Genomic DNA, 25,873 nt, shown 5'->3' with positions numbered 1-25,873 from the left:
CTATTCGATTATTCTTATCGGAAAGGTATGTTATAATGAATGTACATTTTTAGAAAAGGGAGAGTGCCATTATGCCTTCAGTAGAAAGTTTTGAGCTTGATCATAATGCGGTTGTTGCTCCATATGTAAGACATTGCGGCGTGCATAAAGTAGGAACAGACGGCGTTGTAAATAAATTTGATATTCGTTTTTGCCAGCCAAATAAACAGGCAATGAAGCCTGACACCATTCACACACTTGAGCATTTGCTCGCGTTTACGATTCGTTCTCATGCAGAGAAATACGATCATTTTGATATCATTGATATCTCTCCAATGGGCTGCCAAACCGGCTATTATCTTGTTGTGAGCGGAGAGCCGACACCGGCGGAAATCGTTGATCTGCTTGAAGACACAATGAAGGAAGCGGTAGAGATTACTGAAATACCGGCTGCGAATGAAAAGCAGTGCGGCCAAGCGAAGCTTCATGATCTGGAAGGCGCTAAACGTTTAATGCGTTTCTGGCTTTCACAGGATAAAGAAGAATTGCTAAAAGTATTTGGCTAAAATAGAAAAGACCTTTTTGCTCAAGCGCAAAAAGGTCTTTTTTGTGACGTCTCATATTTTGTGTACCATTTGCTGTAAGCGTTTGCTACTATTTAGGTAAACGATGAAAGGGTGATGGCATGAAAAAGATGTTGGTTGTTCTGCTTTTTTCTGCTTTTTTGCTTAACGGATGCGGATCTGGCGAAAGCAAAGCAAATACAGATGAGGCGCCCAAAGTTTTGGATGTCAAGCTGACCGGGCCTGAAAAAGTAAATCCCGGAGAAAGCGCTGTTTATGAAGCAGCCGTATCATACGGTGATGAAGCTGTGACAGATGCCGATGAAGTAGAGTTTGAAGTATGGGAAGAAGGGGAAAAAGACGCCAGCCAAATGTTTAAGGCGAAACAAGAAAAAGGCGTATACCGGCTGGAAACAACGTTTAAGGAAGATGGTGTATACACGGTCCAATCCCATGTCACAGCAAAAAAACAGCATAGCATGCCGACCTTAAAAGTCCAAGTCGGAGACGCCGATGCTGCGGGCAATCAGTCAGAAGAGAAGCAATCACATCATCATTGATTGTGTGAATCAGAGTGATTTTCTTGCGGTGGATCAATGGTATGCTTTACATTATAGGCTTTTACAGTCGTCCAAATGGTTACAAGCAATACAGCCAGCACAATCAAAATACTTATCGTAATGAGAAGCGTCATGACATTCCACCTCCCGTTTTTTAACAATTGTAGCATAATAGAAGAAATCGTGACAGATAAGGGTAAAAAAGAGGTTTTAGCGTACGATATTAAGGGTATACATAGTCATATAACAAGGAGGAGATACCATGTCAGAACAATTGATTCAAGCAGTGAACAAACAAGTAGCCAACTGGACGGTCATGTATGTGAAACTACATAATTATCACTGGTATGTGAAAGGGAAAGATTTCTTCACTCTTCATGAAAAGTTTGAGGAGCTGTACAACGAAACAGCAACTTATATTGATGACTTAGCAGAACGTCTTTTGGCGCTGAACGGAAAACCGATTGCAACAATGAAGGAATCCTTAGAAACGGCTTCTGTCAAAGAAGCGGCTGGAAATGAAACAGCTGAACAAATGGTTCAAAGCGTATACGATGATTTTACGGTCATCGCGGAAGAGCTGAAAAACGGCATGGATTTAGCTGATGAAGTCGGTGACGAAACAACAGGGGACATGCTTCTTGCGATCCATCAAAATATTGAAAAACATAACTGGATGCTAAAAGCTTACCTGGGGTAAAAGAACGGCCGGACGTCTAAAAACAGACGTCCGGCTTTTCTTTTTGTATCTGAAAAATAGGCGACAACCAGTCCATTTTTCTGAAAAATCCAATCCGGTCGGCTTGTTTTCCATAGAATATCGTAAGGCCGTTTCTGTGAAAGGATGTTGGGATAAATGGATAGAGACTTTGGCATCTTTTCGTTAATAGCAGTCAGCGTTTCAGCAGCGGGTTTTTTCTTCGGAGGTTTTCAGTATTCATTTCTGATTTTGCTCTCTCTTATGGCAATTGAATTTATCAGTACGACTTTGAAGGAAACGATTATTCACAAACTGTCGTTTAAGAAGATATTTGCCCGGCTTGTCAAAAAATTAGTCACGCTGGCTCTGATCTCTGTATGCCACTTTTTTGATCAGCTGCTGAATACACAGGGGTCCATTCGTGACTTGGCTATTATGTTTTATATTCTTTATGAATCTGTGCAAATTGTTGTAACAGCCAGTTCTCTCGGCATACCGGTTCCCCAGGTGCTTGTCGATCTTTTAGAAACGTTAAAAAATAAATTTAAACGCAAACCGTAACTTTTCCCTGTTCGCGGGTCATAATAAAGCCCAGAGCGTCAGTCGCACTTTTCGGCATTAGGCATCACAAAAAACTGTACGAGCTAGTCTGTATGCAGAACCTGACGGCGTGCTGGGTTTCCCTTATTTTTTGATAAAAGGCTTCCGCAGAAACGTAACTGTGGTATGATGTATGGAAGATAGCTAGGAACGGATTTGAGGGATAAACATGTACGAGTTTAAAGATTATTATCAGAATACTGTTCAGCTTTCCTTTGACAATCAGCCTTTCTCGGACAGCCCGAAGCATGTCTGGGTGATTTGCCGTTTTGGCGGCAAATGGCTTTTAACAGAACATGAGGACAGAGGCTATGAGTTTCCAGGCGGGAAAGTAGAGCCGATGGAGTGCGCGGAAGAGGCTGCGCTTCGGGAAGTAAAGGAAGAGACGGGCGCGAGAGTCAAAAGCCTCAAGTATCTCGGACAGTATAAGGTTCTCGGTAAAGAAAAAGTGATTGTGAAAAATATATATTTTGCAGATATAGAAAAGCTTGAAGAGCAAGCTGATTACTTTGAAACGAAAGGCCCGGTTTTGTTTCACGAGCTTCCGGAGAACCTTTCCCGCAATAAAAAGTTCAGCTTTATTATGAAGGATTCCGTTCTTCCGATCAGTTTGAAAAAACTGAAAGAATCTGGATGGATCGAATAAAAAATCCGGCACATGTGCCGGATTTTTTATTATGTCCTGCCCTTCGTCCATTTCTTTTCCAGCAGCTCGACACCCTGATACATCAGTGTGGCAAAGATGGCGATGATCAGCAGGCTTAAGAAGACGAGTGTGAAATTGAAGACTTGGAATCCGTAAATAATCATATATCCCAATCCAACCTTCGAAACGAGGAATTCCCCTACAATGACGCCAACCCATGATAAACCGACGTTTACTTTTAATGTTGAAATAATCGCGGGAGAGGATGCGGGCAGTATGACTTCTTTAAAAATAACCCATTTTTTTGCGCCGAATGTTTTCATGACTTTCGTATAGTTTTCGTCGACCTCCTGAAAGGCGGTGTACACAACGATGGTGGTGATAATGACGCTGATGATGGCTCCCATCGCAATAATGCTGATAAAACTGGGACCGAGTGCGACAATCAGGATCGGGCCCAGGGCCACTTTCGGCATTGCATTCAAAATCACAAGATACGGATCTAAAATCCTGGCAAGCCGATTGGACCACCATAACAAAGCGGCGAGGCACGTGCCCATAAACGTTCCAAGCAAAAAGCCTAGCACCGTTTCGAATAAAGTGACGCCGATGTGTGACAGTAATGAACCGTCACCGAGTTTCTCCAGCAATAAACGCCATACAGCTGATGGAGAGCTGAAGATCAGCGGATCGATCCAGCCTTGCCTGCTGGAGATTTCCCAGCTTGAGAAAAAGAGAATAAATATGGCAAGCTGAAAGGAATGGACATTCCACTTTTCCTTTTTTTGTTTGAATTGATACTGCTCATGAAGCAGATCAATGGTTTCTTTGCTGTTTCTCAAGAGAATTCAGCTCCTTCCATATCGTTTGAAACAGCGTCTGGAAGGATGGCTCCTGGCGGGCGTCAAAAGGCATCATCGAGGCCAATTCCTTAGGAATGGTAAAAATCTGATGGATGGTGCCCGGCTGATTCGAAAATAAAAAGATCGTATCGCTCATCGCTATCGCTTCCCCTATATCATGAGTGACAAGCACTGCTGTTTTTTGATATTCCTTTAATGTGCGGAATACCAGGTTTTCCAATGACAGCTTTGTCTGAAAATCAAGCGCGGAAAATGGCTCATCCAGCAAAAGCAGACTTGGATCTGGCGCAAGAGTTCTTGCAAGCGCGGCCCGCTGGCGCATCCCGCCTGACAGCTCTTTCGGATATTTTTTCTCCACATCTATGAGGCCGAACTCCGGCAATAGGCCGAGTGCAGCGGCCTTGCTTTCTTCTGTCAGCGTGTCGGCGATTTTTAAACCGAGAAGCACATTTTCCTCGATAGATTTCCAGGGAAATAAGTAATCCTGCTGAAGCATATAGCCAATGTTATGTTCTTTTTGATTCGGCTCACGGCCTTCAATCAGAACTCTGCCTTCCGATGGCTCAATCAAACCGGCAATAATGGAAAGCAGTGTTGTTTTTCCGCAGCCGCTTGGGCCGAGAAATGAGATGAAATCACCTTTTTCGGCATCGAAATGAATATCCCGCACAGCCGTTGTTTTTTCTTTGATAGAAAAGTAAGTATGGGTTACATGGTCGACATGTAAGAAAGACATAGATGGCGCCTCCTATTTCTCCGAGGTGACTTTTTCAGCAATTTCTTTATTTACAAGCTGATTGTATGGAATGTGCTTCGGCAGTTCACCCGCTTGATCCATAATGTCTTGGAGCAGCTCCCATTCTTTTTCGTTAAGCAAAGGATCTGGCGAATATGAATGCTGCTTTTTATAGCGTTCAATGGATGTTTCGATGACGTCTGGGTCGGTATCATCAAATTCATCTTTAATGGCATCTGTGATGTCCTTCGCAGAATGATTTTCAACCCACTGCTGCGCCTTGTAAATGGCTTTTGTAAACTTGACGGCTGTGTCTTCATTTTTCTTCAGGTAGCTTTGTTTCGCCATAAAGGTCGTGTAAGGAACGTCGCCTGATTCTTCTCCGAATGAAGCCACGATATGGCCGATGCCTTTTTTCTCAAAGAGAGAAGCCTGCGGTTCAAAAAGCTGTACATACTCACCGGTTCCAGAAGCAAACGCATTGGCAATATTGGCGAAATCTATGTTCTGGATGAGGTCTATATCTTTATGCGGGTCAATCTTATGTTTGTTCAGCACATACTCGCCGACCATTTGAGGCATGCCGCCTTTTCGCTGGCCGAGAAACGTTTTTCCGTTCAGCTGATCCCAGTTGAAGTGTTCAACATCTTCTCTCGCGACAAGGAACGTCCCGTCTGTCTGAGTCAGCTGGGCGAAGTTAATAACGGGGTCCTTAGCCCCTTGCGCCTCGACATAAATAGATGTTTCTGATCCGACAAGCGCGATGTCGGAGCCGTTTGAAAGAAGCGATGTCATCGTTTTGTCTCCGCCCCAGGTTGTATTCACATCGACATCAAGCCCTTCTTCCTTAAAAAATCCTTTTGACTCCGCAACATATAAAGGTGCGTAAAAAATAGAATGGGTCACTTCAGCCACTTTAACTTTGGTCAGCGTTTCTTCCTGCTTGCAAGCTGCCAGGGCGATCATCAGAAAGATACTGCCGACACAGGCGAAGCCCAGCCTTAACCATTTGTTCACATAGACAACCTCCTTATTTAGCATCAAGTTAATATCCTTTTTTGCTTTACATATCGTATGATGGGTATAAAAATGTGTGAATGCCTAATCAGTTTCACCGGATGTAATTTTGGAGTAAGGAAAGCATATAGAAAAAAGGAGGCGGCTGTTTTTGATTGTAGAGAAAAGAAGGTTTCCGTCGCCAAGCCAGCATGTGCGTTTGTATACGGTCTGCTATCTGTCAAATGGGTTACGGGTAAAGGGGCTTCTGGCTGAGCCGGCGGAACCGGGACAATATGACGGATTTTTATATTTGCGCGGCGGGATTAAAAGCGTGGGCATGGTGCGGCCGGGCCGGATTATCCAGTTTGCATCCCAAGGGTTTGTGGTGTTTGCTCCTTTTTACAGAGGAAATCAAGGAGGAGAAGGCAATGAGGATTTTGCCGGAGAAGACAGGGAGGATGCATTTTCTGCTTTTCGCCTTCTTCAGCAGCACCCAAATGTCAAGAAGGACAGAATTCATATCTTCGGGTTTTCCCGCGGCGGGATTATGGGAATGCTCACGGCAATCGAAATGGGAAGGCATGCGGCTTCATTTGTTTCCTGGGGAGGCGTCAGTGACATGATCCTTACATACGAGGAGCGGCAGGATTTGCGGCGAATGATGAAAAGAGTCATCGGCGGAACACCGAAAAAGGTGCCTGAGGAATATCAGTGGCGAACACCGTTTGATCAAGTAAACAAAATTCAGGCTCCCGTGCTGTTAATCCATGGAGAAAAAGACCAAAATGTTTCGATTCAGCATTCCTATTTATTTGAAGAAAGGCTAAAACAATTGCATAAGCCGGTTGAGACGTGGTATTACAGTACATTCACACATTATTTCCCGCCAAAAGAAAACCGGCGTATCGTTCGGCAGCTTACACAATGGATGAAAAACCGCTGACAATGAAATATGGTATGATAAAGAAAAAAGAGAACGAAAGGGGATCTCACTTTGGGAATGCCTGTTGAATTTAATACACTGATTGTGACAAAAGGAAAAGAAGTTCGCATAGATGAAAATATATTCACGTTAGAGAAGGACGGATACCGTGTATATCCGATGGAGATTCCGATGGATGTGCGCAAAACAAAGCTTGGCGAAAAGTCGGGCACAGCTGAAGTGCAGAAGCTTCAATGGGAAGACGGCCGGACGCTCATTACGTACAAGCTGACTTCTTTGCATTCTGTCAATTAAAACAAGCCAAGAGCTAATTGCTCTTGGCTTTTGCTTTTTAAACGAGAGGGCCGCCTGCCTGTGCAATGGCATCTGTATGTGCGAACTTTTTAAAATTCTCTTTGAATTCATTTGCAAGGTAGAATGCCTTTTCTCTGTATTCTTCCTTGTTGGCCCACGTGTTTTCAGGCTGAAGGATGTGATCAGGAACGCCAGGAACATGAGCCGGGATGTGCAGGCCAAAAATATCGTCAGTTATGATTTCTGCATCCTCTAATTTACCTTCAATCGCTGCTTTGACCATTGCTCTTGTGTAAGAAAGCTTCATTCGTTCGCCAGTGCCATAGCCGCCCCCGGTCCAGCCGGTATTGACCAAGAAAACGTCTGCGCCGTGTTCATCGATCTTTTTGCCGAGCATTTCAGCATAGACGTGAGCAGGAAGCGGCAGGAACGGTGAGCCGAAGCAAGTGGAGAACGTCGTTTCAGGTGACGTCACACCTCGTTCAGTTCCGGCAAGCTTGCTCGTGTAACCGCTCAAGAAATGGTACATCGCCTGTTCCTTCGTCAGTTTGCTGATCGGCGGCAGGACTCCGAAGGCATCAGCCGTCAAAAATACAATTGCAGACGGATGGCCTGCCATGCTTGGAGTCACGATGTTATCAATCATATGGATCGGGTAAGCTGCCCGCGTGTTTTCAGTATAGAAGGAATCATCATAATTGGCTTCACGTGTGTCTTCATCAACAACGACATTCTCGAGAACTGATCCGAAACGAATTGCGTTAAAGATCTGAGGTTCCTTCTCCTCGCTTAAGTGAATGCACTTAGCGTAGCATCCGCCTTCGATATTAAAGACGCCTGTATCAGACCAGCCATGTTCATCGTCACCGATCAGCTTGCGGTCAGCATCGGCTGAAAGAGTGGTCTTTCCTGTTCCTGACAGTCCGAAGAAAAGGGCGACATCACCTTTTTCACCGACATTGGCGGAGCAGTGCATGGATAAAATGTCTCTTTCAGGCAGCAGGAAATTCATAATGGAGAAAATAGACTTCTTCATTTCTCCGGCATACTCTGTTCCTCCGATTAAAATCGTCCGTTTTTCGAAAGAGACAATAATAAACGTTTCGGAATGAGTGCCGTCTGTTTTTGGGTCCGCTTTGAAATGCGGAGCAGAAAGAATGGTGAACGGCTGCTCAACTGTTTTCTTATCATTGCCTTCCGGACGGATGAACAGCTGCCGCGCAAATAAATTGTGCCATGCGAACTCATTTACGACAGTGATCGGCAGCCTGTATTTCTCGTCTGCTCCCGCAAATCCTTCGAAAACAAACAGCTCATCTCGCTGTTTCAGGTAGCTGACAACTTTCGTATAAAGCCGATCAAACGCTTCTTCTGAAATCGGCTGATTCACCGGGCCCCAATCGATCTTATTTTTCGTGCTTTCTTCCTCCACGATGAATTTATCTTTAGGTGAACGTCCTGTGTAAGCGCCTGTTGTCGCGCGAACAGCACCCGTGGATGTTAAAATGCCTTCGTTTCGGGAGAGTACTTTTTCTGTTAGCTGTGCTGCTGATAAATTATGACGCACATTTGGACTTGTTAATAAGGCTTGTAAATCAGCGGTCAAATCAACTGAGTTCATATGAAACCTTCCTTTATCGTTTTTTGTGTTTTGCTAATTGTGAATTAGTATAACATATATTTTCAAATAGTCTATACTATTTATCATTTTTTGTGTGTGCATTTCCATTGTTTTCCCTCAATATAGGTGCCTATTTCTTCTGAATCATATTGACATTGCAAACCCTTTTACGATAAGATATTTCATTGAGCGGATACTCTTATCCCGAGCTGGCGGAGGGACAGGCCCTATGAAGCCCAGCAACCGGTTTCTCTGTTATTTATTATGTTGAACTGAGTGAGACAACCAAGGTGCTAACCTGTTGCAAGGTTGTATGATTCCTTGAGCGATAAGAGTGAAAGGCACAAAGACCAAACCCTTTCCTCGATGGAAAAGGTTTTTTTATTTCATAAATATGCCAATTAACATTCTCTAATATAACGTTACATTGTATAAGAGGGAGCGAGTTCCGTATCATATATGCAAGGTCTATCGGGAGACCTTGTGCAGGAGGAAGCAAATCATGAGTAAAAATCGTCGTTTATTTACATCAGAATCTGTTACGGAGGGGCATCCAGATAAAATCTGTGACCAGATTTCTGACAGCATTTTAGATGAAATTTTAAAGAAAGACCCTAACGCGCGTGTTGCTTGTGAAACATCTGTGACAACTGGTTTGGTTCTTGTCAGCGGAGAGATCACAACATCTACGTATGTTGACATTCCGAAAACAGTGCGCCAAACCATTAAAGAAATCGGATACACACGTGCGAAATACGGATTTGATGCGGAAACTTGTGCGGTTTTAACATCAATTGATGAGCAGTCTGCTGATATCGCAATGGGTGTAGACCAAGCGCTTGAAGCCCGTGAAGGCACAATGAGCGAAGAAGAAATTGAAGCGATCGGTGCTGGTGACCAAGGTTTAATGTTCGGTTATGCGTGCAACGAAACGAAAGAGCTTATGCCTCTTCCAATTTCACTTGCTCATAAATTAGCCCGCCGCCTAAGTGAAGTCCGTAAAGAAGATATTCTTCCGTACCTTCGCCCTGACGGCAAAACACAGGTAACGGTTGAGTACGATGAAAATAACAAGCCTGTCCGCATTGACGCGATTGTTATTTCAACTCAGCATCACCCTGAAATTACACTTGAGCAAATTCAGCGCAACATTAAAGAACATGTCATCAATCCGGTTGTTCCTAAAGAATTGATTGATGAAGAAACAAAATATTTCATCAACCCAACAGGACGTTTCGTAATCGGAGGCCCTCAAGGGGATGCGGGACTTACAGGACGCAAAATCATCGTTGATACGTACGGCGGCTATGCACGCCACGGCGGAGGCGCGTTCTCAGGAAAGGATGCGACGAAGGTAGACCGTTCTGCGGCTTATGCAGCAAGATACGTTGCGAAAAACATCGTTGCGGCTGAGCTTGCTGATTCTTGCGAAGTGCAGCTTGCTTACGCGATTGGTGTTGCACAGCCTGTGTCAATCTCAATCAACACATTCGGTTCCGGAAAAGCTTCTGAGGAAAAACTGATTGAAGTTGTCCGCAATAACTTTGATTTACGACCTGCCGGCATTATCAAAATGCTTGATTTACGCCGTCCGATCTACAAACAAACTGCTGCGTACGGCCACTTTGGACGTCACGATGTTGACCTTCCATGGGAGCGTACAGACAAAGCGGAGCAGCTGCGTAAAGAAGCGTTAGGAGAATAATTTTATAGCCGCTTACTGGTTAAGCGGCTTTCCTTTTTTATCGTTGTATCCATGTTTATTTTTTTACATAACTGTGAAACCAAATACTATTCACAGCGTCTATAAATAGGGGTTCAATGATGACAATTTTAATTATGGAGGCAATACTATGTGTGGATTTGTCGGGGTTTTTAACAAGCATCCGTTAGCTCAAACCGCTGATCAAGAAGAACTAATCAAACAAATGAACCAAATGATCGTTCACCGCGGTCCTGACAGTGATGGATATTTCCATGATGAGCACGTCGGATTCGGATTCAGACGTCTCAGCATTATTGATGTAGAAAATGGCGGACAGCCTTTATCATATGAAGATGAAACATATTGGATTATCTTTAACGGGGAAATCTATAACTATATTGAACTGAGAGAAGAGCTTGAAGCAAAGGGGTACACATTCAACACGGATTCGGACACAGAGGTTCTTCTTGCGACTTACCGTCATTATAAAGAAGAAGCGGCGTCCAAACTGCGCGGTATGTTTGCCTTTCTGATTTGGAATAAAAACGATCATGTGCTTTATGGAGCAAGAGATCCATTCGGCATTAAACCGTTGTACTACACAACGATCAATGATCAGGTTTATTTTGCCTCAGAGAGAAAAAGTTTAATGGTTGCTCAGAATGATATAGAAATAGACAAAGAGGCATTGCAGCAGTACATGTCTTTCCAATTTGTTCCTGAACCAAACACGCTTGATGCCCATGTGAAAAAAGTAGAGCCGGGTTCGCAGTTCACAATCCGCCCGGACGGCGATATCACATTCAAAACGTATTTCAAAGCGAACTTCAAGCCGGTTCAGACTGAAGAAGACAAGCTTGTAAAAGAAGTCAGGGACGCGATCTATGACTCTGTAAACGTTCATATGAGAAGTGACGTTCCTGTCGGTTCATTCCTGTCTGGCGGAATTGATTCTTCTTTTATTGTATCCGTTGCGAAGGAATTTCATCCAAGCTTAAAAACATTCTCAGTCGGCTTTGAACAGCAGGGCTTCAGTGAAGTCGATGTAGCGAAAGAAACTGCAGCGGCGCTTGGCATTGAAAATATCAGCAAAGTCATTTCGCCTGAGGAATACATGAATGAGCTTCCGAAGATCGTTTGGCATTTTGATGACCCGCTTGCTGATCCGGCAGCGATTCCGTTGTACTTTGTTGCAAAAGAAGCGAAAAAACATGTAACGGTTGCTTTATCAGGTGAAGGAGCGGATGAGCTCTTCGGCGGATATAACATTTACCGTGAACCGCTTTCGCTCAAACCATTTGAACGCATTCCGTCCGGCCTGAAAAAAATGCTTCTGCACGTTGCTGCCGTTATGCCTGAAGGGATGAGAGGAAAGAGCCTGCTTGAACGCGGCTGCACTCCGCTTCAGGATCGTTATATCGGTAACGCGAAAATCTTTGAAGAGTCTGTCAAAAAGCAGCTGTTGAAGCATTATAATCCGAACCTTTCATATCGCGATGTGACGAAGACTTACTTTACAGAAAGCAGCTCGTACAGCGATATCAACAAAATGCAGTATGTCGATATCCACACTTGGATGCGCGGCGACATTTTGTTAAAAGCGGATAAAATGACGATGGCAAATTCTTTGGAACTGCGTGTGCCGTTCTTGGATAAAGTCGTATTTGACGTCGCTTCAAAAATTCCTGATGAGCTGAAAACGAAAAACGGCACGACGAAGTATCTTCTTCGCAAGGCCGCTGAAGGAATTGTGCCTGAGCACGTATTAAACCGCAAAAAGCTTGGTTTCCCTGTACCGATCCGTCATTGGCTGAAAAACGAAATGAACGAATGGGTGCGAAATATTATTCAAGAAAGCCAAACGGATGCATATATCCATAAGGATTATGTCCTTCAGCTTCTTGAAGACCATTGTGCGGACAAGGCTGATAACAGCCGTAAAATCTGGACTGTACTGATCTTTATGATCTGGCACAGCATTAATATTGAAAAACGGTATATGCCTGAAGAGCTGAGCCATCAGCCTAAAGAAGTCATCTTTGTGTAACAGACAACAAGGCTTTCGATTAGTCGAAAGCCTTGTTATTATCCTTTTATTTCTCCATCATCATTGATTTACCCAATCCACACGAAATATTCAGAAAAATGATTTAATGATATTTTTTTCTAGGGGAGAAGAAAGCATGCAAAAACAAAAACAAGAGCTGCACCGCGGACTCGAAGAAAGGCATATTTCTTTAATGTCTTTAGGAGCTGCCATAGGAGTGGGGTTGTTCCTCGGCTCCGCATCAGCTATTCAGTTAGCAGGGCCAGGTATTTTGGTAGCATATGCCGCAAGCGGCCTGGTCATGTTTTTTATTATGAGAGCGCTTGGGGAAATGGCCATTCAAAAACCGGTTGCCGGTTCCTTCAGCAGGTATGCGCGTGATTATTTGGGACCGCTTGCAGGCTATTTAACAGGGTGGAACTACTGGTTTTTATGGGTTGTCACCTGTATGGCTGAAATTACTGCTGTCGGCATCTATATGGGGTTCTGGTTTCCTGATGTGCCAAACTGGATTTGGGCATTATCGGCGCTGATCATTATGACGGGTGTTAATTTCCTGGCTGTCAAAGCTTACGGCGAGCTGGAATTTTGGTTCGCATTGATTAAAATTGTCGCGATCCTATCTATGATTGCTGTCGGTTTATTGATGATTATTGCAGGAGTCGGCAATGGGGGCATTGCAACCGGAATCAGCAATTTATGGAATAACGGAGGATTTTTCCCTCATGGAATAAAAGGGGTTTTATTGTCACTTCAAATGGTGATGTTCGCCTATTTAGGGATTGAAATGATCGGGGTGACGGCTGGCGAAGTGAAAAACCCGCAAAAATCATTAGCCAAAGCAATCGATACAGTATTTTGGCGGATTTTGATTTTTTATGTAGGCGCTTTATTTGTCATTATGTCTATTTATCCGTGGCAGGAAATTGGCTCCCAGGGAAGCCCATTTGTTCTCACATTTCAAAAAGTGGGCATTCCATCAGCCGCAGGCATCATTAACTTTGTCGTGTTGACGGCCGCGCTGTCTTCATGCAACAGCGGTATTTTCAGCACAGGGCGGATGCTGTTTAACTTGGCGGAACAGAAAGAGGCGCCACAAGCATACGGTCAGCTGACGAAAGGCGGCATCCCGGGTAAAGCTGTTCTGGCTTCAGCGGGCGCTTTATTAGTCGGAGTGCTGTTAAACTACGTTGTCCCTGCGAAGGTATTTACTTGGGTTACAAGTATTGCGACGTTCGGAGCGATTTGGACGTGGGCAATCATTTTGCTTTCTCAAATCAAATACAGGAAAAGTTTGAAGCCCGAAGAAAAGAAACACTTAAAGTATAAAATGCCTTTCTTTCCGTTTACGTCTTATGTGTCATTGGCGTTTCTAGCATTCGTCGTCATTCTTATGGCTTACAGCCCTGATACAAGAGTAGCCGTGATTATTGGGCCGATATGGTTTCTCATCTTGCTTGCCGTGTACTATGGAAAAGGTTTTCATAAAAAAAATGCGGCTAATGACAGTGAACGAAATATCAGCTGACAAAAAGAGCTCCCAGAGGGCTCTTTTTGTGTGCTCATAGAAAATAGAGAACAGGAAAGAATAGGTATGTGTTTTTGCAGAGGCTGTTTACGTTTTGTGATAAGATAAAAGTCATACGTTTAATGCGACATGTGAACGTTTTATGGAAAAATTGAAACCCGAACCGTCATGCCGTCCGGTTAACGATGGTTATTGCTTTCAAAAATAATTTGAAAAATGGTAAAGTAAGACGAAGCAGGTCTTATGTTTGTTGAAGTGATTTATAATATTGGCCCTTTTCTACATATTCTGACCGTATTCTTTGCATATCTTTTCGGTCTTCTTCCGTCAAAGGGCGGATGACTTTTGCAGGACGGCCGAAGGCGAGATGGCCAGGCGGAATGATTTTTCCGGGAGGGACCAGACTGCCGGCACCAATAAAGGCGCCTTCGCCAATTTCGGCTCCGTCTAAAATGATTGAGCCCATGCCGATTAAGGCGTTCTTGCGGATGACAGCACTGTGAAGTGTAACCTGATGGCCTATCGTGGCGTCATCTTCAATGAGCAGCGTCTTGTTCGGGCTTTGGTGGAGGCAGCTCAAATCTTGGATATTGACTCTGTTTCCGATTCTGGTCGGCGCAACATCTCCCCTTATGACAACAGAAAACCAAACGCTGGACTGTTCTCCGATCACGACATCACCGGTAATTGTTGCATTGTCAGCTATAAAGGCTGTTGGGTGGATATCTGGCATATGTTCCTTATAAGGGTAGATCATAAGATTCATCCTTCTTTCTCTATTTAAATTTCGTATGAGGTGAAGAGCATGTGGACCTGGAAAGCAGACAGACCTGTTGCAGTGATTGTAATCATTCACGGGGCAAGTGAATATCACGGACGATATAAATGGCTGATTGAAATGTGGCGATCTTCGGGTTATCACGTTGTCATGGGCGATTTGCCTGGACAGGGAACAACGACAAGGGCGAGAGGGCATATTCGCTCTTTTCAAGAATACATTGATGAAGTAGATGCTTGGATAGATAAAGCGCGAACCTTTGATATGCCGGTTTTTCTTTTAGGTCACAGCATGGGCGGTCTGGTCGCGATTGAATGGTTTAAACAACAAAGAAATCCCCGCATTACGGGAATTATTTTATCATCACCGTGTCTCGGACTGCAAATTAAAGTCAATAAAGCGCTTGACCTTGCATCAAGAGGCCTGAATGTTATCGCTCCGTCGCTTAAGGTTGATTCGGGATTATCAATTGATATGGCGACGCGCAATGAGGACGTCATCGAGGCTGACCAAAATGATTCGTTATACGTCAGGAAAGTTTCTGTCAGATGGTACAGAGAGCTTTTAAAGACAATTGAGTCAGCGATGGTGCCGACAGATGCTTTTTTGAAAGTGCCGCTTCTTGTGATGCAGGCCGGTGATGACAAGCTTGTTGATAAAACGATGGTCATCAAATGGTTTAATGGCGTTGCTTCTCATAATAAAGCGTACAGAGAGTGGGAAGGGCTTTACCATGAGATCTTTAATGAACCCGAAAGAGAAGATGTCTTTAAAGCAGCAAGAGCGTTTACTGATCAATATATTTGAACTAGTTGGGGGTGCATGTGTTGACAGTACCGGAACATCCTTTTGGATTGATGGCAAAGGTATATCGAGATATTTTTCCGCTCGTTCATCAAGAGCTGGACATATGGAAGCAAAAATCAGAATCGATTCATAACAGTGAGTTAAAAGCGCAGGCAACCGCAAGTATTCGAGACAAAACGTTTCACTGTGAAGGCGGCGGAATACTGGCTTTATTGTCAGGCAGCCAAAAACAGAAATGTGTCGAGTTTATCATCGCGTATCAAACGATTAGTGATTATTTGGACAATCTGTGTGACCGCAGCACCTCACTTGACCCGCAGGACTTTCGGATGCTTCATGCCTCAATGCAGGACGCACTGACAGTGGGGGCTGAACTGCAAAACTATTATCAATTCAGAGAAGAACAGGATGACAGCGGATATTTGCATGAACTGGTCAAAACGTGCCAGCGTGTTCTCGGCTCCATTGAGCACTATGACATGATTAAACCTTATCTGCTTGAACTGTGCGGCTATTATTGCGATTTGCAGGTGCATAAGCATGTCATTGAGCATGAACGTGTGCCGCGGCTTGAGAAGTGGTTTACGCAATATGAATCAGAGCTCCCTGAGATGGAGTGGTATGAATTTTCAGCCTGTGCAGGTTCAACGTTAGGCATTTTCTGTCTAGTTGCGTATTCGTTCCAGCCTGATTTCACAGAAAGCACCGCTAAAAAAATCCGCGACAGTTATTTTCCTTACATACAGGGCCTTCATATTCTGCTTGATTATTTAATTGATCAAGAGGAGGACTTGCTGGAAGGAGACTTGAATTTCTGCTCGTATTATCAGTCTCATGAAGAGATGATGAATCGGCTTGAACACTTTATCCATAAAGCCGACGAGCATTTACAAGGCATTCCGCATGAAAACTTCCATCGTTTAATCAATCGAGGCTTGCTTGGCGTTTATTTGTCGGATGATAAAGTGGCGGGCCAAAAGGAAATGGGCCGGCTCGCAAGGAAGCTGATCAAAGCCAGCGGAAAAACTTCCTTTTTCTTTTATATCAACGGCAGAGCCTACCGGAAATTTCAAAAAATGTCCTGGATGAAAAACTCAAAGAAAAAAGCTCAAATCATTTGCTGATCTGAGCTTTTTTTTCGATGGCGACAATAAATGGCGGGTCATTTTGCTGATTGATAAATCCGTATGTTAATACACGGGCTGTTTGCTGGTCCAAGTCCCGGCAAAACTCAAGCACATCATTTTTTTCCGCTTTGCCTTCCGGGTGGCCGTGATAGACGACGAGAACGATCAGGCCTTCGTCTTTCATGATGCTGAGAAGCTGTTCAATTGCTTTGATCGTAGAACTGCCGTTTGTTGTAATTGATTTGTCCCCGCCCGGCAAATAACCGAGGTTAAATACCGCGGCCGCCACTTTGCCATGTGTTTCAGGCGGAAGGGATTCAGCGATTTTGTCATGGCTTTTGTGAAATAATGTTGTTCGCGCTTGATAAGTCTCACCGAGCCGTTCCTGTGTATTGGCCACGGCTGATTCTTGAATGTCAAAAGCGTATACGTGGCCGTTTTGACCTACAAGCTCCGCTAAAAACTGTGTATCATGTCCGTTGCCCATCGTTGCATCTACAACGATATCTCCTTCTCCCGCGGCCATTTTCAGCAGTTCTTTGCTGTAAGGAAGAATTTTCTTCAAAGTCATAGCGCTGATTCCTCCTCAAGCCGCTGAAAGAACTTTCCTTGATAGCTGCCTCGATTTTCCAGCTCTTTATTAATGGCGCCAAGCACTTCCCATTTGTTGACGCTCCACATTGGCCCGATCATCAACTCAATCGGTCCGTCACCTGTAATGCGGTGGACGATCATTTCCGGCGGAATGATCTCAAGCTGATCGCAGACGAGCTGCACATAATCATCTTGAGAAAGGAATTCCAGCTTTCCCTTTTCATATTGCTTGACCATCGGCGTGCCTTTCAGTAGGTGAAGCAGATGGATTTTAATTCCCTGGACGTCCAAATCTGCAACAGCCCTTGCCGTTTCCATCATCATGTCCCGGTCTTCCAAAGGCAGTCCGTTGATAATATGCGAGCAGACACGTATGCCGTGTTTTCTTAATTTATTGACGCCTTCCACATAGCAGTTAAAATCATGTGCGCGGTTGATCAGAAGTGCAGTCCGTTCATGAACCGTTTGAAGCCCAAGCTCCACCCACAAATACGTGCGTTCATTCAGCTCTGCCAAGTAGTCCACGACATCATCAGGCAGACAGTCCGGGCGTGTGGCGATCGAAATGCCGACCACATCATCTAAGGCGAGGACGGATTCGAATTTCTCACGAAGCACCTCAACCGGGGCGTGAGTGTTTGTGAAAGCCTGAAAATAAGCGATGTATTTGCCGTCCTTCCATTTTTCGTGCATGCGGTTTTTGATGTCATGGAATTGCGTAATTAAATCATCGGCCCGGTTCCCGGCGAAATCACCTGAGCCTGCGGCGCTGCAAAAAGTACAGCCTCCGTGGGCAACGGTGCCGTCTCGGTTTGGACAGTCAAAGCCGCCGTCAAGCGCCACTTTAAACACCTTATGGCCGAAATGATCTCTAAGATGATAATTCAATGTATGATAGCGTTTTTCCGTATTTGAATAAGGAAAAGGATTGTTCTGCATTACAATTCATGTGCCTCCTTGCGTACGATTGCATCCTAAAATTGTAGCACGCATTTCACAAGAGAACAAATGAATATCGACCATAAATTACTTTATTGAACAAAGTCAGATGAGGCTACAATAAGAATGATGGATGACTTCCATTACCAAGAGGAGGGGTTACTGTGGCAACAAGACAATCAGTAGATGAACATCTCCAGCAATGTATGCAGGCGTATGATTATGCTGAAGAACAGCTGAAAATCGCTTCTAAACAAGAGCATTATAATGATCAAGAATATAGTGATGCGCAAATGCAGCTTGAAGATGCGGTAAATGCCTTGAATAAGCTATGGCTGTCGTCAAATGATCAGCAGAGAGAACAGCTGTACAGAATGAGGCTTCAGCTTCAAGCTTTGCAAAATAATATGATCCTGCAGCACCCTCTTGATGTGTAGGAAACGGACCCTTTTCATAAGGGTCCGTTTTTTTGTAAAAAAAGGATTGACTTTAAGTGCCAAAGTATTTATTGTATTAAGTGTACTAATTGAAGTAATACACTATAGACACTGATATAACACCATTTATATATTGAAATTAAGGGAGGCAGTTATGAAACATAAAAAACGAAACAAACGTAACGTGCCGATGCTGATTGCGGCATCTGTGATCGCTTGTTCTTTTTTTCTTGTTCTCGTGATGATCGGTTTTGAATGGCAAAAAAGTATCATTGACCATTTTTATCTGTAAAAGGTTCAGATCGTATAGAAAGTAGGGAAGTAAATGATTCAAATCGATCCAAGAAGCTCAACACCCATTTACGAACAAATTATTCAGCAAATGAAAGAGCTTTGTTTGAAAGGGATCATGAAGCCTGGTGATAAGCTTCCTTCTGTCAGAGAATTGGCGACGATCATTATTGCGAATCCGAACACTGTCAGCAAAGCGTACAAAGAGCTTGAACGAGAGGGGATTATTGAAACGCTGCGGGGCAGAGGAACCTATATATCGGAGAATGCAAAAACGACACTGGTTGAAGGGAAGATGACGATGATTAAAGAGCAACTCAAACAGCTCATCATCGATGCACACTATGCAGGGGTTGAGCTGGAAAAACTGCAAGAATGGATAAAGGAAATCAGCGCTGATGTGAAGGGAGGCAAAGAAAAATGATTGAACTGCGGCAGCTGTCAAAAACGATTGACGGCAATCAAGTGTTAAAAGATGTTTCATTAACAATCGAAAAAGGAGAAATCTTCGGATTGCTTGGACGCAATGGATCAGGAAAAACGACGATGCTCCGCTTAATCCAGCAAATCATTTTCGCAGACAGCGGGACAATTTTATTTGACGGCGTAGAAATCAAAAAGCATCCGAAGGTCAAACAAAATATCATCTACATGCCTGTTCAAAATCCGTTTTACGATAAGTATACATACAAGCAGTTAGTCGATATTTTGAGAAGAATCTATCCGAAATTTGATGTCACGTACGCGAATGAGCTGATGAACAGATACGAAATTCCGGAAACGAAAAAATATCGCGAACTGTCGACGGGCTTAAAAAAACAGCTATCGCTCGTTCTGTCGTTTGCGGCGAGACCGGCGCTAATTCTTCTGGATGAGCCGACGGACGGAATAGACGCGGTGACAAGGCATGATGTGCTGCAGCTGATGGTCGATGAAGTGGCAGAGCGTGATACGAGCATCCTGATCACTTCCCACCGGCTTGAGGACATAGAGCGGATGTGCAACCGAATTGGTTTTCTCGAAGATAACAGGCTGACAAATGTAATGGATCTTGATGAATTAAAAGAAGAATACATCAAAATTCAAATGGCGTTTGATACAGATGTCAATTTGGCCATCAGAGAGAAAAACATTCCGATGCTCGATCAGGCCGGTGTGTTTTACACGGTGCTGATCCCGAAAAGCGATGAGGAGAAAAAGAGCTTTTTGAGAGAGCTGAAGCCAAAAGTGTGGAACGAGCTTCCTGTCAACTTGGAAGAAGTGTTCATTGCGAAGTTTGGAGGGAAGCGGAGATGGTAGACCGAGGTCTCCTCTATCGAGAGTGGAAGCAGAATCAAGTGGTGATTTTGCTGAGTATTGTGTTTTTAGTGCTGGCAAATCCGCTCTCTATTGTGAATACGTATTTGTCTTATCAAGGATGTCTTGATCACCAATACACGCAATATTGTAATTTTATTGTGAATTATAAAAGTAATCTGATGGATATCAACTGGATGCCGGGTGTCATATTGGCGGTCTGTCTCCTGGGAATGGAACGTTCAAAAGGCACGATGGATTTTATTTTAAGCCTTCCATATAACAGAAGCCAAATTTTTCAGACGAAATTTTGGTTAGGCGGTTTTGTGATTGTGGTTTCACAATTAATTGGCTTTTTATTTGCGTGGCTGCTGATTCTTGTCTATAACCCTGAACACGTCTACTTTTTTGAGCACAGCAGTGTTGGAGTAATCGTGATTAGCTTTATGGCTTACTCACTGGTAATGGCCGCCGGAGCGTTAACTGGAAATGCTTTTGCCCAGCTATTAACTGCACTTTCTGCCGGGGTATTGCCGTATTTAATCCTTGCATTGCCGCTTACCAATTTGGAAATTGTTTTTGATTTTCATATATATGAGATTTTCTCTTCGATGGAATCTTATTATGGATTGGAAAATGCTCTCATGTATTTATTTCCCCTTGTTTATGTTTCGAATGACTGGCTTACCAACAGTAAATATATTTTATTCATTCCGGCTGCCATGAGCATTCTGTTTTACTTGATTGGCTATATAAGCTTTAAAAAGCATCCAAGTGAGCGAAACGGATACTTTTTCCTTTGGAAGAGATTAGACCGTCCGGTACAAATTTTGGTTATCATTTTTGGCATTCTTGGATTTGGTTTGTTTGGATATTCTGCCGGACATTCCATTATTGGCTATATTTTTGGGATGATTATTGGAGCTGTAGTTGGATTCTTTGTGAGCTACTTCTCTATATTTAAGAAAACAAAATTGTAAGAAATGCCTTAGGTTTGGAGGGAAGTGAGTTGCCGGATTCCGGACTGTTTTATAAAGAGTGGAAGCAAAATAAAGTCGCCTTAATCATCAGTATTTTGGTTTTTATATTGGGTAATCCCTTATCAATTATAAATATGTATCTCATCTATCAAGGCTGTGTCACCTCAAAAGAAAATTGGGTCGGCCCCTGCGTATTCAGTGTTGATTATTTAAACGGCACATTTATCTCATTTTTTTGGATTTGGGGAGTCGTTTTGGCAGTCAGCCAGCTTGGAATTGAACGTAGCAAGAGCTTCTTTGATTTTACATTAAGCCTTCCATATACACGAGGGCAGATATTTCATGCGAAGTTCCTTACCGGCGGAATGGTGATTGTGGTGCCGCAGCTCATCGGTTATGTTTTGTCTGTTTTGCTGATCATGCTTTTGAAGCCAGATCAGGCCGTTTATTTTCACAATTACAGCCTTGGGATGATCATTGTCAGCATGCTGGCTTATTCGCTTGTTATGGCGGGTGGAGCTCTGACAGGCAATATTTTTGCCCAGCTTTTGGTCTCATTTACCGTGGCCATTTCGCCATTTTTACTCATCAGCCTGCCTGCGATCAACCTCGAGATCCTTTTCGGCGGATCAATAGATTTTATCCATGGTCCAGTACCTAAATGGGTCCAGTATTTCATTCCAATAATCTATGTAGACGCGAAATGGGTTGAGAATTCACCATATTATTTAGTGATTCCGGCTATCATGACTATTATCTTCTACATCATCGGCTATATTAGTTTTGTCAAACTATCTAATGAAAGAAACGGGTACTTCTTCTTATGGAAGCCGCTTGACCGTCCGGTGCAGATCATCGTTATTATCATAGGAATCATGGGCTTTGGGTACTTTGGATTTTCTGCCAGCGAGAGCTTTACAGGCTATCTCATTGGCATGGCTGCCGGCGCGGTAATCGGTTTCTTGATTAGTTATTTTGCGATTTATAAAAAAACAAAACTTTTGTAAGGGAGAGAGAACATATGATAGATGTTCAGCATATCGACCATTCTTTCACGATCGGAAAAAAGGGCCGTGAGAATGAAGTTCCAGTATTGAAGGATGTTTCATTAAGCGTGGCGAAAGGGGAAATCGCCTGCATTGTCGGGCGAAGCGGATCAGGGAAATCAACGCTTTTGAATTTGATTTCCGGCTACATATCGCTGACAAAAGGGCGGATTGTCATTAATGGCACTGATGTTACGGGGTTTAATGAAAAGGAATGGGCGCAATTTCGACTTGACCATTTCGGGTTTATTTTCCAAAGCTTTCAGCTCATCCCGGGTTTAACGACGTATGAGAATGTTGAAATGCCGTTGGCATTAAAAGGAATCAAGCCCTCTGAGCGGAAGCAAAAGGTGCAGGACATGCTGAAACGCGTCGGTCTGGAAAATCACGCCGCTCATTATCCGAATGAACTGTCAGGCGGCCAGCAGCAGCGTGTCAGTATTGCTCGAGCGTTGATTTTAAATCCTTCGATTATCTTAGCGGATGAGCCGACGGGAAGCCTTGATTCGGAAACGGAACATGAAGTGCTGGAATTGATCCAGCAGCTGAATCGCGAGCGTGGCATTACATTTGTGATCATTACTCACGATGATGAAGTCGCTTCTATCGGACATTCAAAATTTCAGCTCCATGATGGTGTGCTAAAAGGGGGAATTACCGTTGAGGTTTAAGGATCAGGTTCATTTTATCAGAAGAAATATGAAGAAAAACAGGCTTCGCGTCTTTATGACGATACTTGCGACCACAATGGCGTGTGCGTTTTTGGTTGTGCTGTCGTCGGTTGGATTTGGGATTCAAAAGACAATTACAGATATGACAATGAGCCAGCAGATTGTAACGAAAGTCAGTGTAATGGGCAAGGAAGGAAACAAGCCTATTAAAAAAGCTGATTTAGAGAAGTACGATCACGTAAGGTCAGTTGTCGAAAGAACGCAAGTATATGAACCAAACAAAGCTACTTTAGGCAATCGCACAAATGAAAGCTCAAATCTCATTTTTACTAATATGAATGATGAATTAAAGGCCAATATGGAATTGGAAAAGGGAAGAGTCGCAAAGTCGGAAAATGAAATCGTAGTAGGATACGACTTCGCAAAGAGATTATTGACGAAAAAAGAATCGGAAGAATATAACAAAAAAATCGAAGAGGCAAAAGGCAATCCAGAAGATATAAAAGAACCAAAAGGCTATACGAAAGACATTCTGAACAAGACGATTGAACTAAGTGTATCGAAGACAGATCCTAAAACAGGCGATGTTACAAAAACAAAAACATATGACTTTAAAATTGTCGGTATTACAAAAAAACCATCTCAAGACTGGATGGAGGACTCAAACATTTTCATCAGTGATCAATTCAAAAAGGATTTTTCGGAATTCTTAGATTTTAAAGGCGGGAACGTTGAAACTAACATTGGCGTTTTTGCTGATAAATTTGAGAACGTGGAACAGCTGACAAAGGATCTAACAGATGACGGATACTATGTCACATCAGTGACTACCGAACTTGAGGGAGCCAACACCTTCTTCATGGTCTTCAAAATCGGACTGATCTTTGTCGGATGTATCGCAGTTATTATTTCAGCGATCGGCATTTTTAATACGATGACGATGGCGGTGACAGAGAGAACGCAGGAGATTGGCATTATGAAAGCGATTGGGGCGAGTCCGTCTATCATTCGCCGAATGTTCCTGATGGAAAGCGCATATATCGGGATTTTAGGCTGTGTGATTGGAATTATCATTTCCTACGGCGTGAGCTACCTTGTCAACCTGGCCGTTCCGATGATTCTCGCAGCGACAAGCGGAAGCGATGCGGGCGATTTGAATTACACATTCTCCTACATCCCGGCGAGCCTTGTGATCATTGCCGTTGTGATTTGCGGAGGGGTCGCAGTCATTTCCGGAATGAATCCGGCTAGAAAAGCAACCAAAACCAACGTGCTGACAGCGTTGAGAAGAGAATTATAATGCAAACGAGCCGGCTGAGACAGCCGGCTTTCTCTATAGCGCATGATGGCGTTTTGCTATACACTTGATAAAAAAGGAAAAAGTGCGGTGAGTCGATTGTTTAAACTTTTGCTGATTGAAGATGATGAATCGCTGTTTCAGGAAATCAAGGATCGTTTAACGGGATGGTCCTATGATGTATACGGCATTCAGGATTTCAGTCAGGTGCTGCAGGAATTTGCGGCGGTTAATCCTGATTGTGTCATTATTGATGTACAGCTGCCTAAATTTGACGGCTTTCATTGGTGCCGGCTGATCCGCTCCCGGTCAAATGTTCCGATTCTCTTTTTATCCTCCAGGGATCATCCTGCAGATATGGTGATGTCCATGCAGCTCGGGGCCGATGACTTTATTCAAAAGCCGTTTCATTTTGATGTGCTGATCGCGAAAATCCAAGCGATGTTCCGGCGTGTGCACCATTATAATACGGAGCCGGGCGCGATTAAAACGTGGTGCGGCGCTGCTGTAGACGCGGAGCAGAATCTCGTCAGCAATGACAAAGGATCTGTTGAGCTGACCAAAAATGAAATGTTCATTCTTAAACAATTAATAGAGCAAAAAAACAAGATCGTCAGCCGGGAAGAGCTGATCAGAAGCTTGTGGAACGATGAGCGTTTTGTAAGTGATAATACGCTGACCGTCAATGTCAATCGCCTGCGAAAAAAACTGGACGCCCTACAGCTTGGCGTATATATCGAGACAAAGGTGGGCCAGGGCTACATCGCGAAGGAAGAGGATCAGTTCTATGATTAAAGCATTCCTAACTGAAAGACGAAGCTGGATTGCAGCGTTTTTGTTTCAGCAGGCTTTAATGCTGGTCGTAGCTTTTGTTGATCCTTTCATATCATTTGGAAATGTGCTTTATATGGTGTATTTGTGCATCTTGTTTTTTGTTATATTCCTTTGGTTCCGCTATCGGAAAGAAACCGCGTTTTATAAAAGCCTGAAAACATGGGAAAACAATCTCGATGTGACTGCCATAAATGAACCGGAAACGCCATTTGAAGCAATCGTTGACAGAAGCATTACCGGGCAAACGAAACACTTGAAGCAGACTGCAACACAGCATCGCTTAGCATTGGAAAATGAAAAAGATGAACTGATGGCATGGATTCATGAGGTCAAAACCCCATTAACAGCAATGCATTTAATCATTGACAGAATGGAAGAAAAAGCTTTGAAATCCCAGCTGTCATATGAATGGCTGCGTATTCACCTGCTTCTTGATCAACAGCTTCATCAAAAACGCATTTCATTTATTGAAAACGATCTGTCTGTAGAATTTATTCAGCTTCAGCCTTTGATTTTCAAGGAAATCAAAGATTTACAATCGTGGTGTATCCAAAAAGGGGTCGGTTTTGACATACAGCTTGAGGCTGAAGAAGTGCTGAGTGATGCAAAATGGCTGGCGTTTATCATCAGGCAGCTGCTGACAAATGCGGTGAAATATAGCGAAGCCTCTGAAATTGAGATCAAAAGCTTTCAAAAAGGGGAACAGACGCAGCTCCAAGTGAAAGACTGTGGCAGGGGCATTGATCCAAAGGATGTACCGCGTATTTTCGATAAAGGGTTCACATCCACAACAGATCACCATAATCAAGCGTCCACTGGCATGGGGCTGTACTTGGTGAAAAAAGCAGCGGCGCCGTTATTAATTCATGTTGATGTTGAGTCGGAGTTCGGTGCGGGGACAGTTTTTACATTAACCTTTCCGAAACGGAATCAATTTGAACGGGTCATAAGCGTGTGACGAAAATGTCACATGCTTTTCTTTTTTGTTCGCC

The 25,873-nt window shown here is 43.5% G+C and carries 30 protein-coding genes and 1 riboswitch; of the genes, 22 read left to right on the top strand and 8 right to left on the bottom strand.

Translation table 11 applies throughout. From position 1 onward, the window contains the following. Positions 1-71 precede the first annotated feature (71 nt). Both CDO84_RS14530 and CDO84_RS14525 read left to right on the top strand, forming a co-directional pair. A complete protein-coding gene (locus tag CDO84_RS14530) occupies positions 72-545 on the top strand; it encodes an S-ribosylhomocysteine lyase (RefSeq protein WP_014114882.1) in 474 nt (157 codons plus the stop codon). Between the two features lie 119 nt (positions 546-664). Then, on the top strand, positions 665-1,102 hold the full coding sequence (locus CDO84_RS14525; protein WP_040082047.1) for a FixH family protein: 438 nt from the start codon (positions 665-667) through the stop codon (positions 1,100-1,102). Here the strand turns inward: CDO84_RS14525 and ytzI are convergent. Further along, positions 1,096-1,236: a YtzI protein gene (gene ytzI / locus CDO84_RS14520; protein WP_003229081.1), complete on the bottom strand. Its 141-nt coding sequence runs from the start codon at positions 1,234-1,236 to the stop codon at positions 1,096-1,098. The genes CDO84_RS14525 and ytzI overlap by 7 nt on opposite strands. A 128-nt stretch (positions 1,237-1,364) precedes the next feature. Here ytzI and CDO84_RS14515 point away from each other — a divergent pair, with 128 nt between their 5' ends. From CDO84_RS14515 to ytkD, 3 genes are all read left to right on the top strand, one after another. Beyond that, positions 1,365-1,802: a Dps family protein gene (locus tag CDO84_RS14515; RefSeq protein WP_003229083.1), complete on the top strand. Its 438-nt coding sequence runs from the start codon at positions 1,365-1,367 to the stop codon at positions 1,800-1,802. Positions 1,803-1,958: 156 nt separating this feature from the next. Beyond that, positions 1,959-2,363 (top strand): phage holin family protein, encoded by a 405-nt coding sequence (locus CDO84_RS14505; protein ID WP_014665089.1) that lies wholly within the window; start codon positions 1,959-1,961, stop codon positions 2,361-2,363. Between the two features lie 208 nt (positions 2,364-2,571). Further along, positions 2,572-3,048 (top strand): RNA deprotection pyrophosphohydrolase, encoded by a 477-nt coding sequence (gene ytkD, locus CDO84_RS14500; protein WP_014665088.1) that lies wholly within the window; start codon positions 2,572-2,574, stop codon positions 3,046-3,048. Positions 3,049-3,077: 29 nt separating this feature from the next. On the opposite strand, the gene CDO84_RS14495 is transcribed toward ytkD, so the two are convergent. From CDO84_RS14495 to CDO84_RS14485, 3 genes are read right to left on the bottom strand one after another with little or no spacing between them, the layout of a single operon-like run. Next, positions 3,078-3,890 carry an ABC transporter permease gene (locus tag CDO84_RS14495; RefSeq protein WP_040082049.1) on the bottom strand — a complete coding sequence of 271 codons (813 nt, stop codon included), beginning with the start codon at positions 3,888-3,890 and terminating at the stop codon, positions 3,078-3,080. Next, positions 3,865-4,647 (bottom strand): ABC transporter ATP-binding protein, encoded by a 783-nt coding sequence (locus tag CDO84_RS14490; protein ID WP_014665086.1) that lies wholly within the window; start codon positions 4,645-4,647, stop codon positions 3,865-3,867. The genes CDO84_RS14495 and CDO84_RS14490 overlap by 26 nt, the downstream gene beginning before the upstream one ends. A 12-nt stretch (positions 4,648-4,659) precedes the next feature. Then, a complete protein-coding gene (locus CDO84_RS14485; protein ID WP_040082051.1) occupies positions 4,660-5,664 on the bottom strand; it encodes an ABC transporter substrate-binding protein in 1,005 nt (334 codons plus the stop codon). A 151-nt stretch (positions 5,665-5,815) separates the two neighbouring features. Between CDO84_RS14485 and CDO84_RS14480 the strand changes: the two genes are divergently transcribed. Both CDO84_RS14480 and CDO84_RS14475 read left to right on the top strand, forming a co-directional pair. Continuing rightward, positions 5,816-6,589: an alpha/beta hydrolase family protein gene (locus tag CDO84_RS14480; RefSeq protein WP_014665084.1), complete on the top strand. Its 774-nt coding sequence runs from the start codon at positions 5,816-5,818 to the stop codon at positions 6,587-6,589. 51 nt (positions 6,590-6,640) lie between these two features. Next, on the top strand, positions 6,641-6,883 hold the full coding sequence (locus CDO84_RS14475) for a DUF2584 domain-containing protein (protein ID WP_040082053.1): 243 nt from the start codon (positions 6,641-6,643) through the stop codon (positions 6,881-6,883). A gap of 37 nt (positions 6,884-6,920) precedes the next feature. On the opposite strand, the gene pckA is transcribed toward CDO84_RS14475, so the two are convergent. After that, entirely contained in the window at positions 6,921-8,504 is a 1,584-nt protein-coding gene (gene pckA / locus CDO84_RS14470) for a phosphoenolpyruvate carboxykinase (ATP) (RefSeq protein ID WP_014665082.1), read from the bottom strand. 196 nt (positions 8,505-8,700) lie between these two features. Continuing rightward, positions 8,701-8,839: riboswitch (SAM riboswitch) on the top strand. A 167-nt stretch (positions 8,840-9,006) separates the two neighbouring features. On the opposite strand from pckA, the gene metK reads away from it, so the two are divergent. The 3 genes from metK to alaP all read left to right on the top strand — a co-directional run bounded on the left by metK (position 9,007) and on the right by alaP (position 13,784). Then, complete coding sequence (gene metK, locus CDO84_RS14465; RefSeq protein WP_014665081.1) at positions 9,007-10,209, top strand: methionine adenosyltransferase; 1,203 nt, start codon at positions 9,007-9,009, stop codon at positions 10,207-10,209. A 148-nt stretch (positions 10,210-10,357) separates the two neighbouring features. Next, complete coding sequence (gene asnB / locus CDO84_RS14460) at positions 10,358-12,256, top strand: asparagine synthase (glutamine-hydrolyzing) (RefSeq protein WP_014665080.1); 1,899 nt, start codon at positions 10,358-10,360, stop codon at positions 12,254-12,256. 136 nt (positions 12,257-12,392) lie between these two features. Next, on the top strand, positions 12,393-13,784 hold the full coding sequence (gene alaP / locus CDO84_RS14455; RefSeq protein WP_014665079.1) for an alanine permease AlaP: 1,392 nt from the start codon (positions 12,393-12,395) through the stop codon (positions 13,782-13,784). A 241-nt stretch (positions 13,785-14,025) separates the two neighbouring features. On the opposite strand, the gene CDO84_RS14450 is transcribed toward alaP, so the two are convergent. After that, entirely contained in the window at positions 14,026-14,541 is a 516-nt protein-coding gene (locus CDO84_RS14450) for a gamma carbonic anhydrase (RefSeq protein WP_040082055.1), read from the bottom strand. Positions 14,542-14,589: 48 nt separating this feature from the next. On the opposite strand from CDO84_RS14450, the gene ytpA reads away from it, so the two are divergent. Both ytpA and tbcS read left to right on the top strand, forming a co-directional pair. Then, positions 14,590-15,369, top strand: a complete 780-nt coding sequence (gene ytpA / locus CDO84_RS14445; RefSeq protein ID WP_040082057.1) for a phospholipase YtpA — start codon at positions 14,590-14,592, stop codon at positions 15,367-15,369. A gap of 20 nt (positions 15,370-15,389) precedes the next feature. Then, entirely contained in the window at positions 15,390-16,493 is a 1,104-nt protein-coding gene (gene tbcS / locus CDO84_RS14440; protein ID WP_040082058.1) for a tetraprenyl-beta-curcumene synthase, read from the top strand. On the opposite strand, the gene CDO84_RS14435 is transcribed toward tbcS, so the two are convergent. Both CDO84_RS14435 and CDO84_RS14430 read right to left on the bottom strand, forming a co-directional pair. Next, the gene (locus CDO84_RS14435; protein ID WP_014665075.1) at positions 16,483-17,067 is read right to left on the bottom strand and encodes a tRNA 5-(aminomethyl)-2-thiouridylate-methyltransferase MnmM; all 585 of its coding nucleotides are present in this window, start codon (positions 17,065-17,067) and stop codon (positions 16,483-16,485) included. The genes tbcS and CDO84_RS14435 overlap by 11 nt on opposite strands. Further along, on the bottom strand, positions 17,064-18,029 hold the full coding sequence (locus CDO84_RS14430; RefSeq protein WP_014665074.1) for a tRNA modification radical SAM protein MnmL/YtqA: 966 nt from the start codon (positions 18,027-18,029) through the stop codon (positions 17,064-17,066). Before CDO84_RS14430 ends, CDO84_RS14435 begins: the two co-directional genes overlap by 4 nt. Before the next feature lie 164 nt (positions 18,030-18,193). Between CDO84_RS14430 and CDO84_RS14425 the strand changes: the two genes are divergently transcribed. From CDO84_RS14425 to bceS, 10 genes are all read left to right on the top strand, one after another. Continuing rightward, positions 18,194-18,466, top strand: coding sequence for a YtzC family protein (locus CDO84_RS14425; RefSeq protein WP_014665073.1), 273 nt, complete (start codon positions 18,194-18,196; stop codon positions 18,464-18,466). A gap of 154 nt (positions 18,467-18,620) precedes the next feature. Then, on the top strand, positions 18,621-18,758 hold the full coding sequence (locus tag CDO84_RS21460; RefSeq protein ID WP_003229119.1) for a hypothetical protein: 138 nt from the start codon (positions 18,621-18,623) through the stop codon (positions 18,756-18,758). A gap of 33 nt (positions 18,759-18,791) precedes the next feature. Next, a complete protein-coding gene (gene ytrA / locus CDO84_RS14420) occupies positions 18,792-19,181 on the top strand; it encodes a GntR family transcriptional regulator YtrA (protein ID WP_014665072.1) in 390 nt (129 codons plus the stop codon). After that, entirely contained in the window at positions 19,178-20,056 is an 879-nt protein-coding gene (gene ytrB, locus CDO84_RS14415) for an ABC transporter ATP-binding protein YtrB (protein ID WP_014665071.1), read from the top strand. The genes ytrA and ytrB overlap by 4 nt, the downstream gene beginning before the upstream one ends. Then, positions 20,050-21,033 (top strand): ABC transporter permease YtrC, encoded by a 984-nt coding sequence (ytrC, locus tag CDO84_RS14410; protein ID WP_040082059.1) that lies wholly within the window; start codon positions 20,050-20,052, stop codon positions 21,031-21,033. Before ytrB ends, ytrC begins: the two co-directional genes overlap by 7 nt. A 29-nt stretch (positions 21,034-21,062) precedes the next feature. Continuing rightward, positions 21,063-22,040, top strand: a complete 978-nt coding sequence (ytrD, locus tag CDO84_RS14405) for an ABC transporter permease YtrD (protein ID WP_040082060.1) — start codon at positions 21,063-21,065, stop codon at positions 22,038-22,040. Between the two features lie 14 nt (positions 22,041-22,054). Further along, on the top strand, positions 22,055-22,750 hold the full coding sequence (ytrE, locus tag CDO84_RS14400) for an ABC transporter ATP-binding protein YtrE (RefSeq protein ID WP_040082061.1): 696 nt from the start codon (positions 22,055-22,057) through the stop codon (positions 22,748-22,750). Further along, on the top strand, positions 22,740-24,050 hold the full coding sequence (gene ytrF, locus CDO84_RS14395) for an ABC transporter permease YtrF (RefSeq protein ID WP_040082062.1): 1,311 nt from the start codon (positions 22,740-22,742) through the stop codon (positions 24,048-24,050). The genes ytrE and ytrF overlap by 11 nt, the downstream gene beginning before the upstream one ends. Positions 24,051-24,146: 96 nt before the next feature. After that, positions 24,147-24,842: a two-component response regulator BceR gene (gene bceR, locus CDO84_RS14390; RefSeq protein WP_040082064.1), complete on the top strand. Its 696-nt coding sequence runs from the start codon at positions 24,147-24,149 to the stop codon at positions 24,840-24,842. After that, on the top strand, positions 24,835-25,839 hold the full coding sequence (gene bceS, locus CDO84_RS14385; protein ID WP_040082066.1) for a two-component sensor histidine kinase BceS: 1,005 nt from the start codon (positions 24,835-24,837) through the stop codon (positions 25,837-25,839). The genes bceR and bceS overlap by 8 nt, the downstream gene beginning before the upstream one ends. Positions 25,840-25,873 lie beyond the last annotated feature (34 nt).

The organism is Bacillus sp. MD-5, assembly GCF_002201875.1.
Taxonomy (GTDB): domain Bacteria; phylum Bacillota; class Bacilli; order Bacillales; family Bacillaceae; genus Bacillus; species Bacillus stercoris.
The sequence above is the reverse complement of the archived record's forward strand: the minus strand, read 5'-3'. Positions and strand labels throughout refer to the sequence as shown.

Bases quoted from the DNA above. Each gene is read 5' to 3' on its own strand.
- CDO84_RS14530 (WP_014114882.1), top strand. From the start codon at position 72: ATGCCTTCAGTAGAAAGTTTTGAGCTTGATCATAATGCGGTTGTTGCT.
- CDO84_RS14525 (WP_040082047.1), top strand. From the start codon at position 665: ATGAAAAAGATGTTGGTTGTTCTGCTTTTTTCTGCTTTTTTGCTTAAC.
- ytzI (WP_003229081.1), bottom strand. From the start codon at position 1,236: ATGACGCTTCTCATTACGATAAGTATTTTGATTGTGCTGGCTGTATTG.
- CDO84_RS14515 (WP_003229083.1), top strand. From the start codon at position 1,365: ATGTCAGAACAATTGATTCAAGCAGTGAACAAACAAGTAGCCAACTGG.
- CDO84_RS14505 (WP_014665089.1), top strand. From the start codon at position 1,959: ATGGATAGAGACTTTGGCATCTTTTCGTTAATAGCAGTCAGCGTTTCA.
- ytkD (WP_014665088.1), top strand. From the start codon at position 2,572: ATGTACGAGTTTAAAGATTATTATCAGAATACTGTTCAGCTTTCCTTT.
- CDO84_RS14490 (WP_014665086.1), bottom strand. From the start codon at position 4,647: ATGTCTTTCTTACATGTCGACCATGTAACCCATACTTACTTTTCTATC.
- pckA (WP_014665082.1), bottom strand. From the start codon at position 8,504: ATGAACTCAGTTGATTTGACCGCTGATTTACAAGCCTTATTAACAAGT.
- metK (WP_014665081.1), top strand. From the start codon at position 9,007: ATGAGTAAAAATCGTCGTTTATTTACATCAGAATCTGTTACGGAGGGG.
- asnB (WP_014665080.1), top strand. From the start codon at position 10,358: ATGTGTGGATTTGTCGGGGTTTTTAACAAGCATCCGTTAGCTCAAACC.
- alaP (WP_014665079.1), top strand. From the start codon at position 12,393: ATGCAAAAACAAAAACAAGAGCTGCACCGCGGACTCGAAGAAAGGCAT.
- CDO84_RS14450 (WP_040082055.1), bottom strand. From the start codon at position 14,541: ATGATCTACCCTTATAAGGAACATATGCCAGATATCCACCCAACAGCC.
- ytpA (WP_040082057.1), top strand. From the start codon at position 14,590: ATGTGGACCTGGAAAGCAGACAGACCTGTTGCAGTGATTGTAATCATT.
- CDO84_RS14435 (WP_014665075.1), bottom strand. From the start codon at position 17,067: ATGACTTTGAAGAAAATTCTTCCTTACAGCAAAGAACTGCTGAAAATG.
- CDO84_RS14430 (WP_014665074.1), bottom strand. From the start codon at position 18,029: ATGCAGAACAATCCTTTTCCTTATTCAAATACGGAAAAACGCTATCAT.
- CDO84_RS21460 (WP_003229119.1), top strand. From the start codon at position 18,621: ATGAAACATAAAAAACGAAACAAACGTAACGTGCCGATGCTGATTGCG.
- ytrA (WP_014665072.1), top strand. From the start codon at position 18,792: ATGATTCAAATCGATCCAAGAAGCTCAACACCCATTTACGAACAAATT.
- ytrB (WP_014665071.1), top strand. From the start codon at position 19,178: ATGATTGAACTGCGGCAGCTGTCAAAAACGATTGACGGCAATCAAGTG.
- ytrC (WP_040082059.1), top strand. From the start codon at position 20,050: ATGGTAGACCGAGGTCTCCTCTATCGAGAGTGGAAGCAGAATCAAGTG.
- ytrE (WP_040082061.1), top strand. From the start codon at position 22,055: ATGATAGATGTTCAGCATATCGACCATTCTTTCACGATCGGAAAAAAG.
- bceS (WP_040082066.1), top strand. From the start codon at position 24,835: ATGATTAAAGCATTCCTAACTGAAAGACGAAGCTGGATTGCAGCGTTT.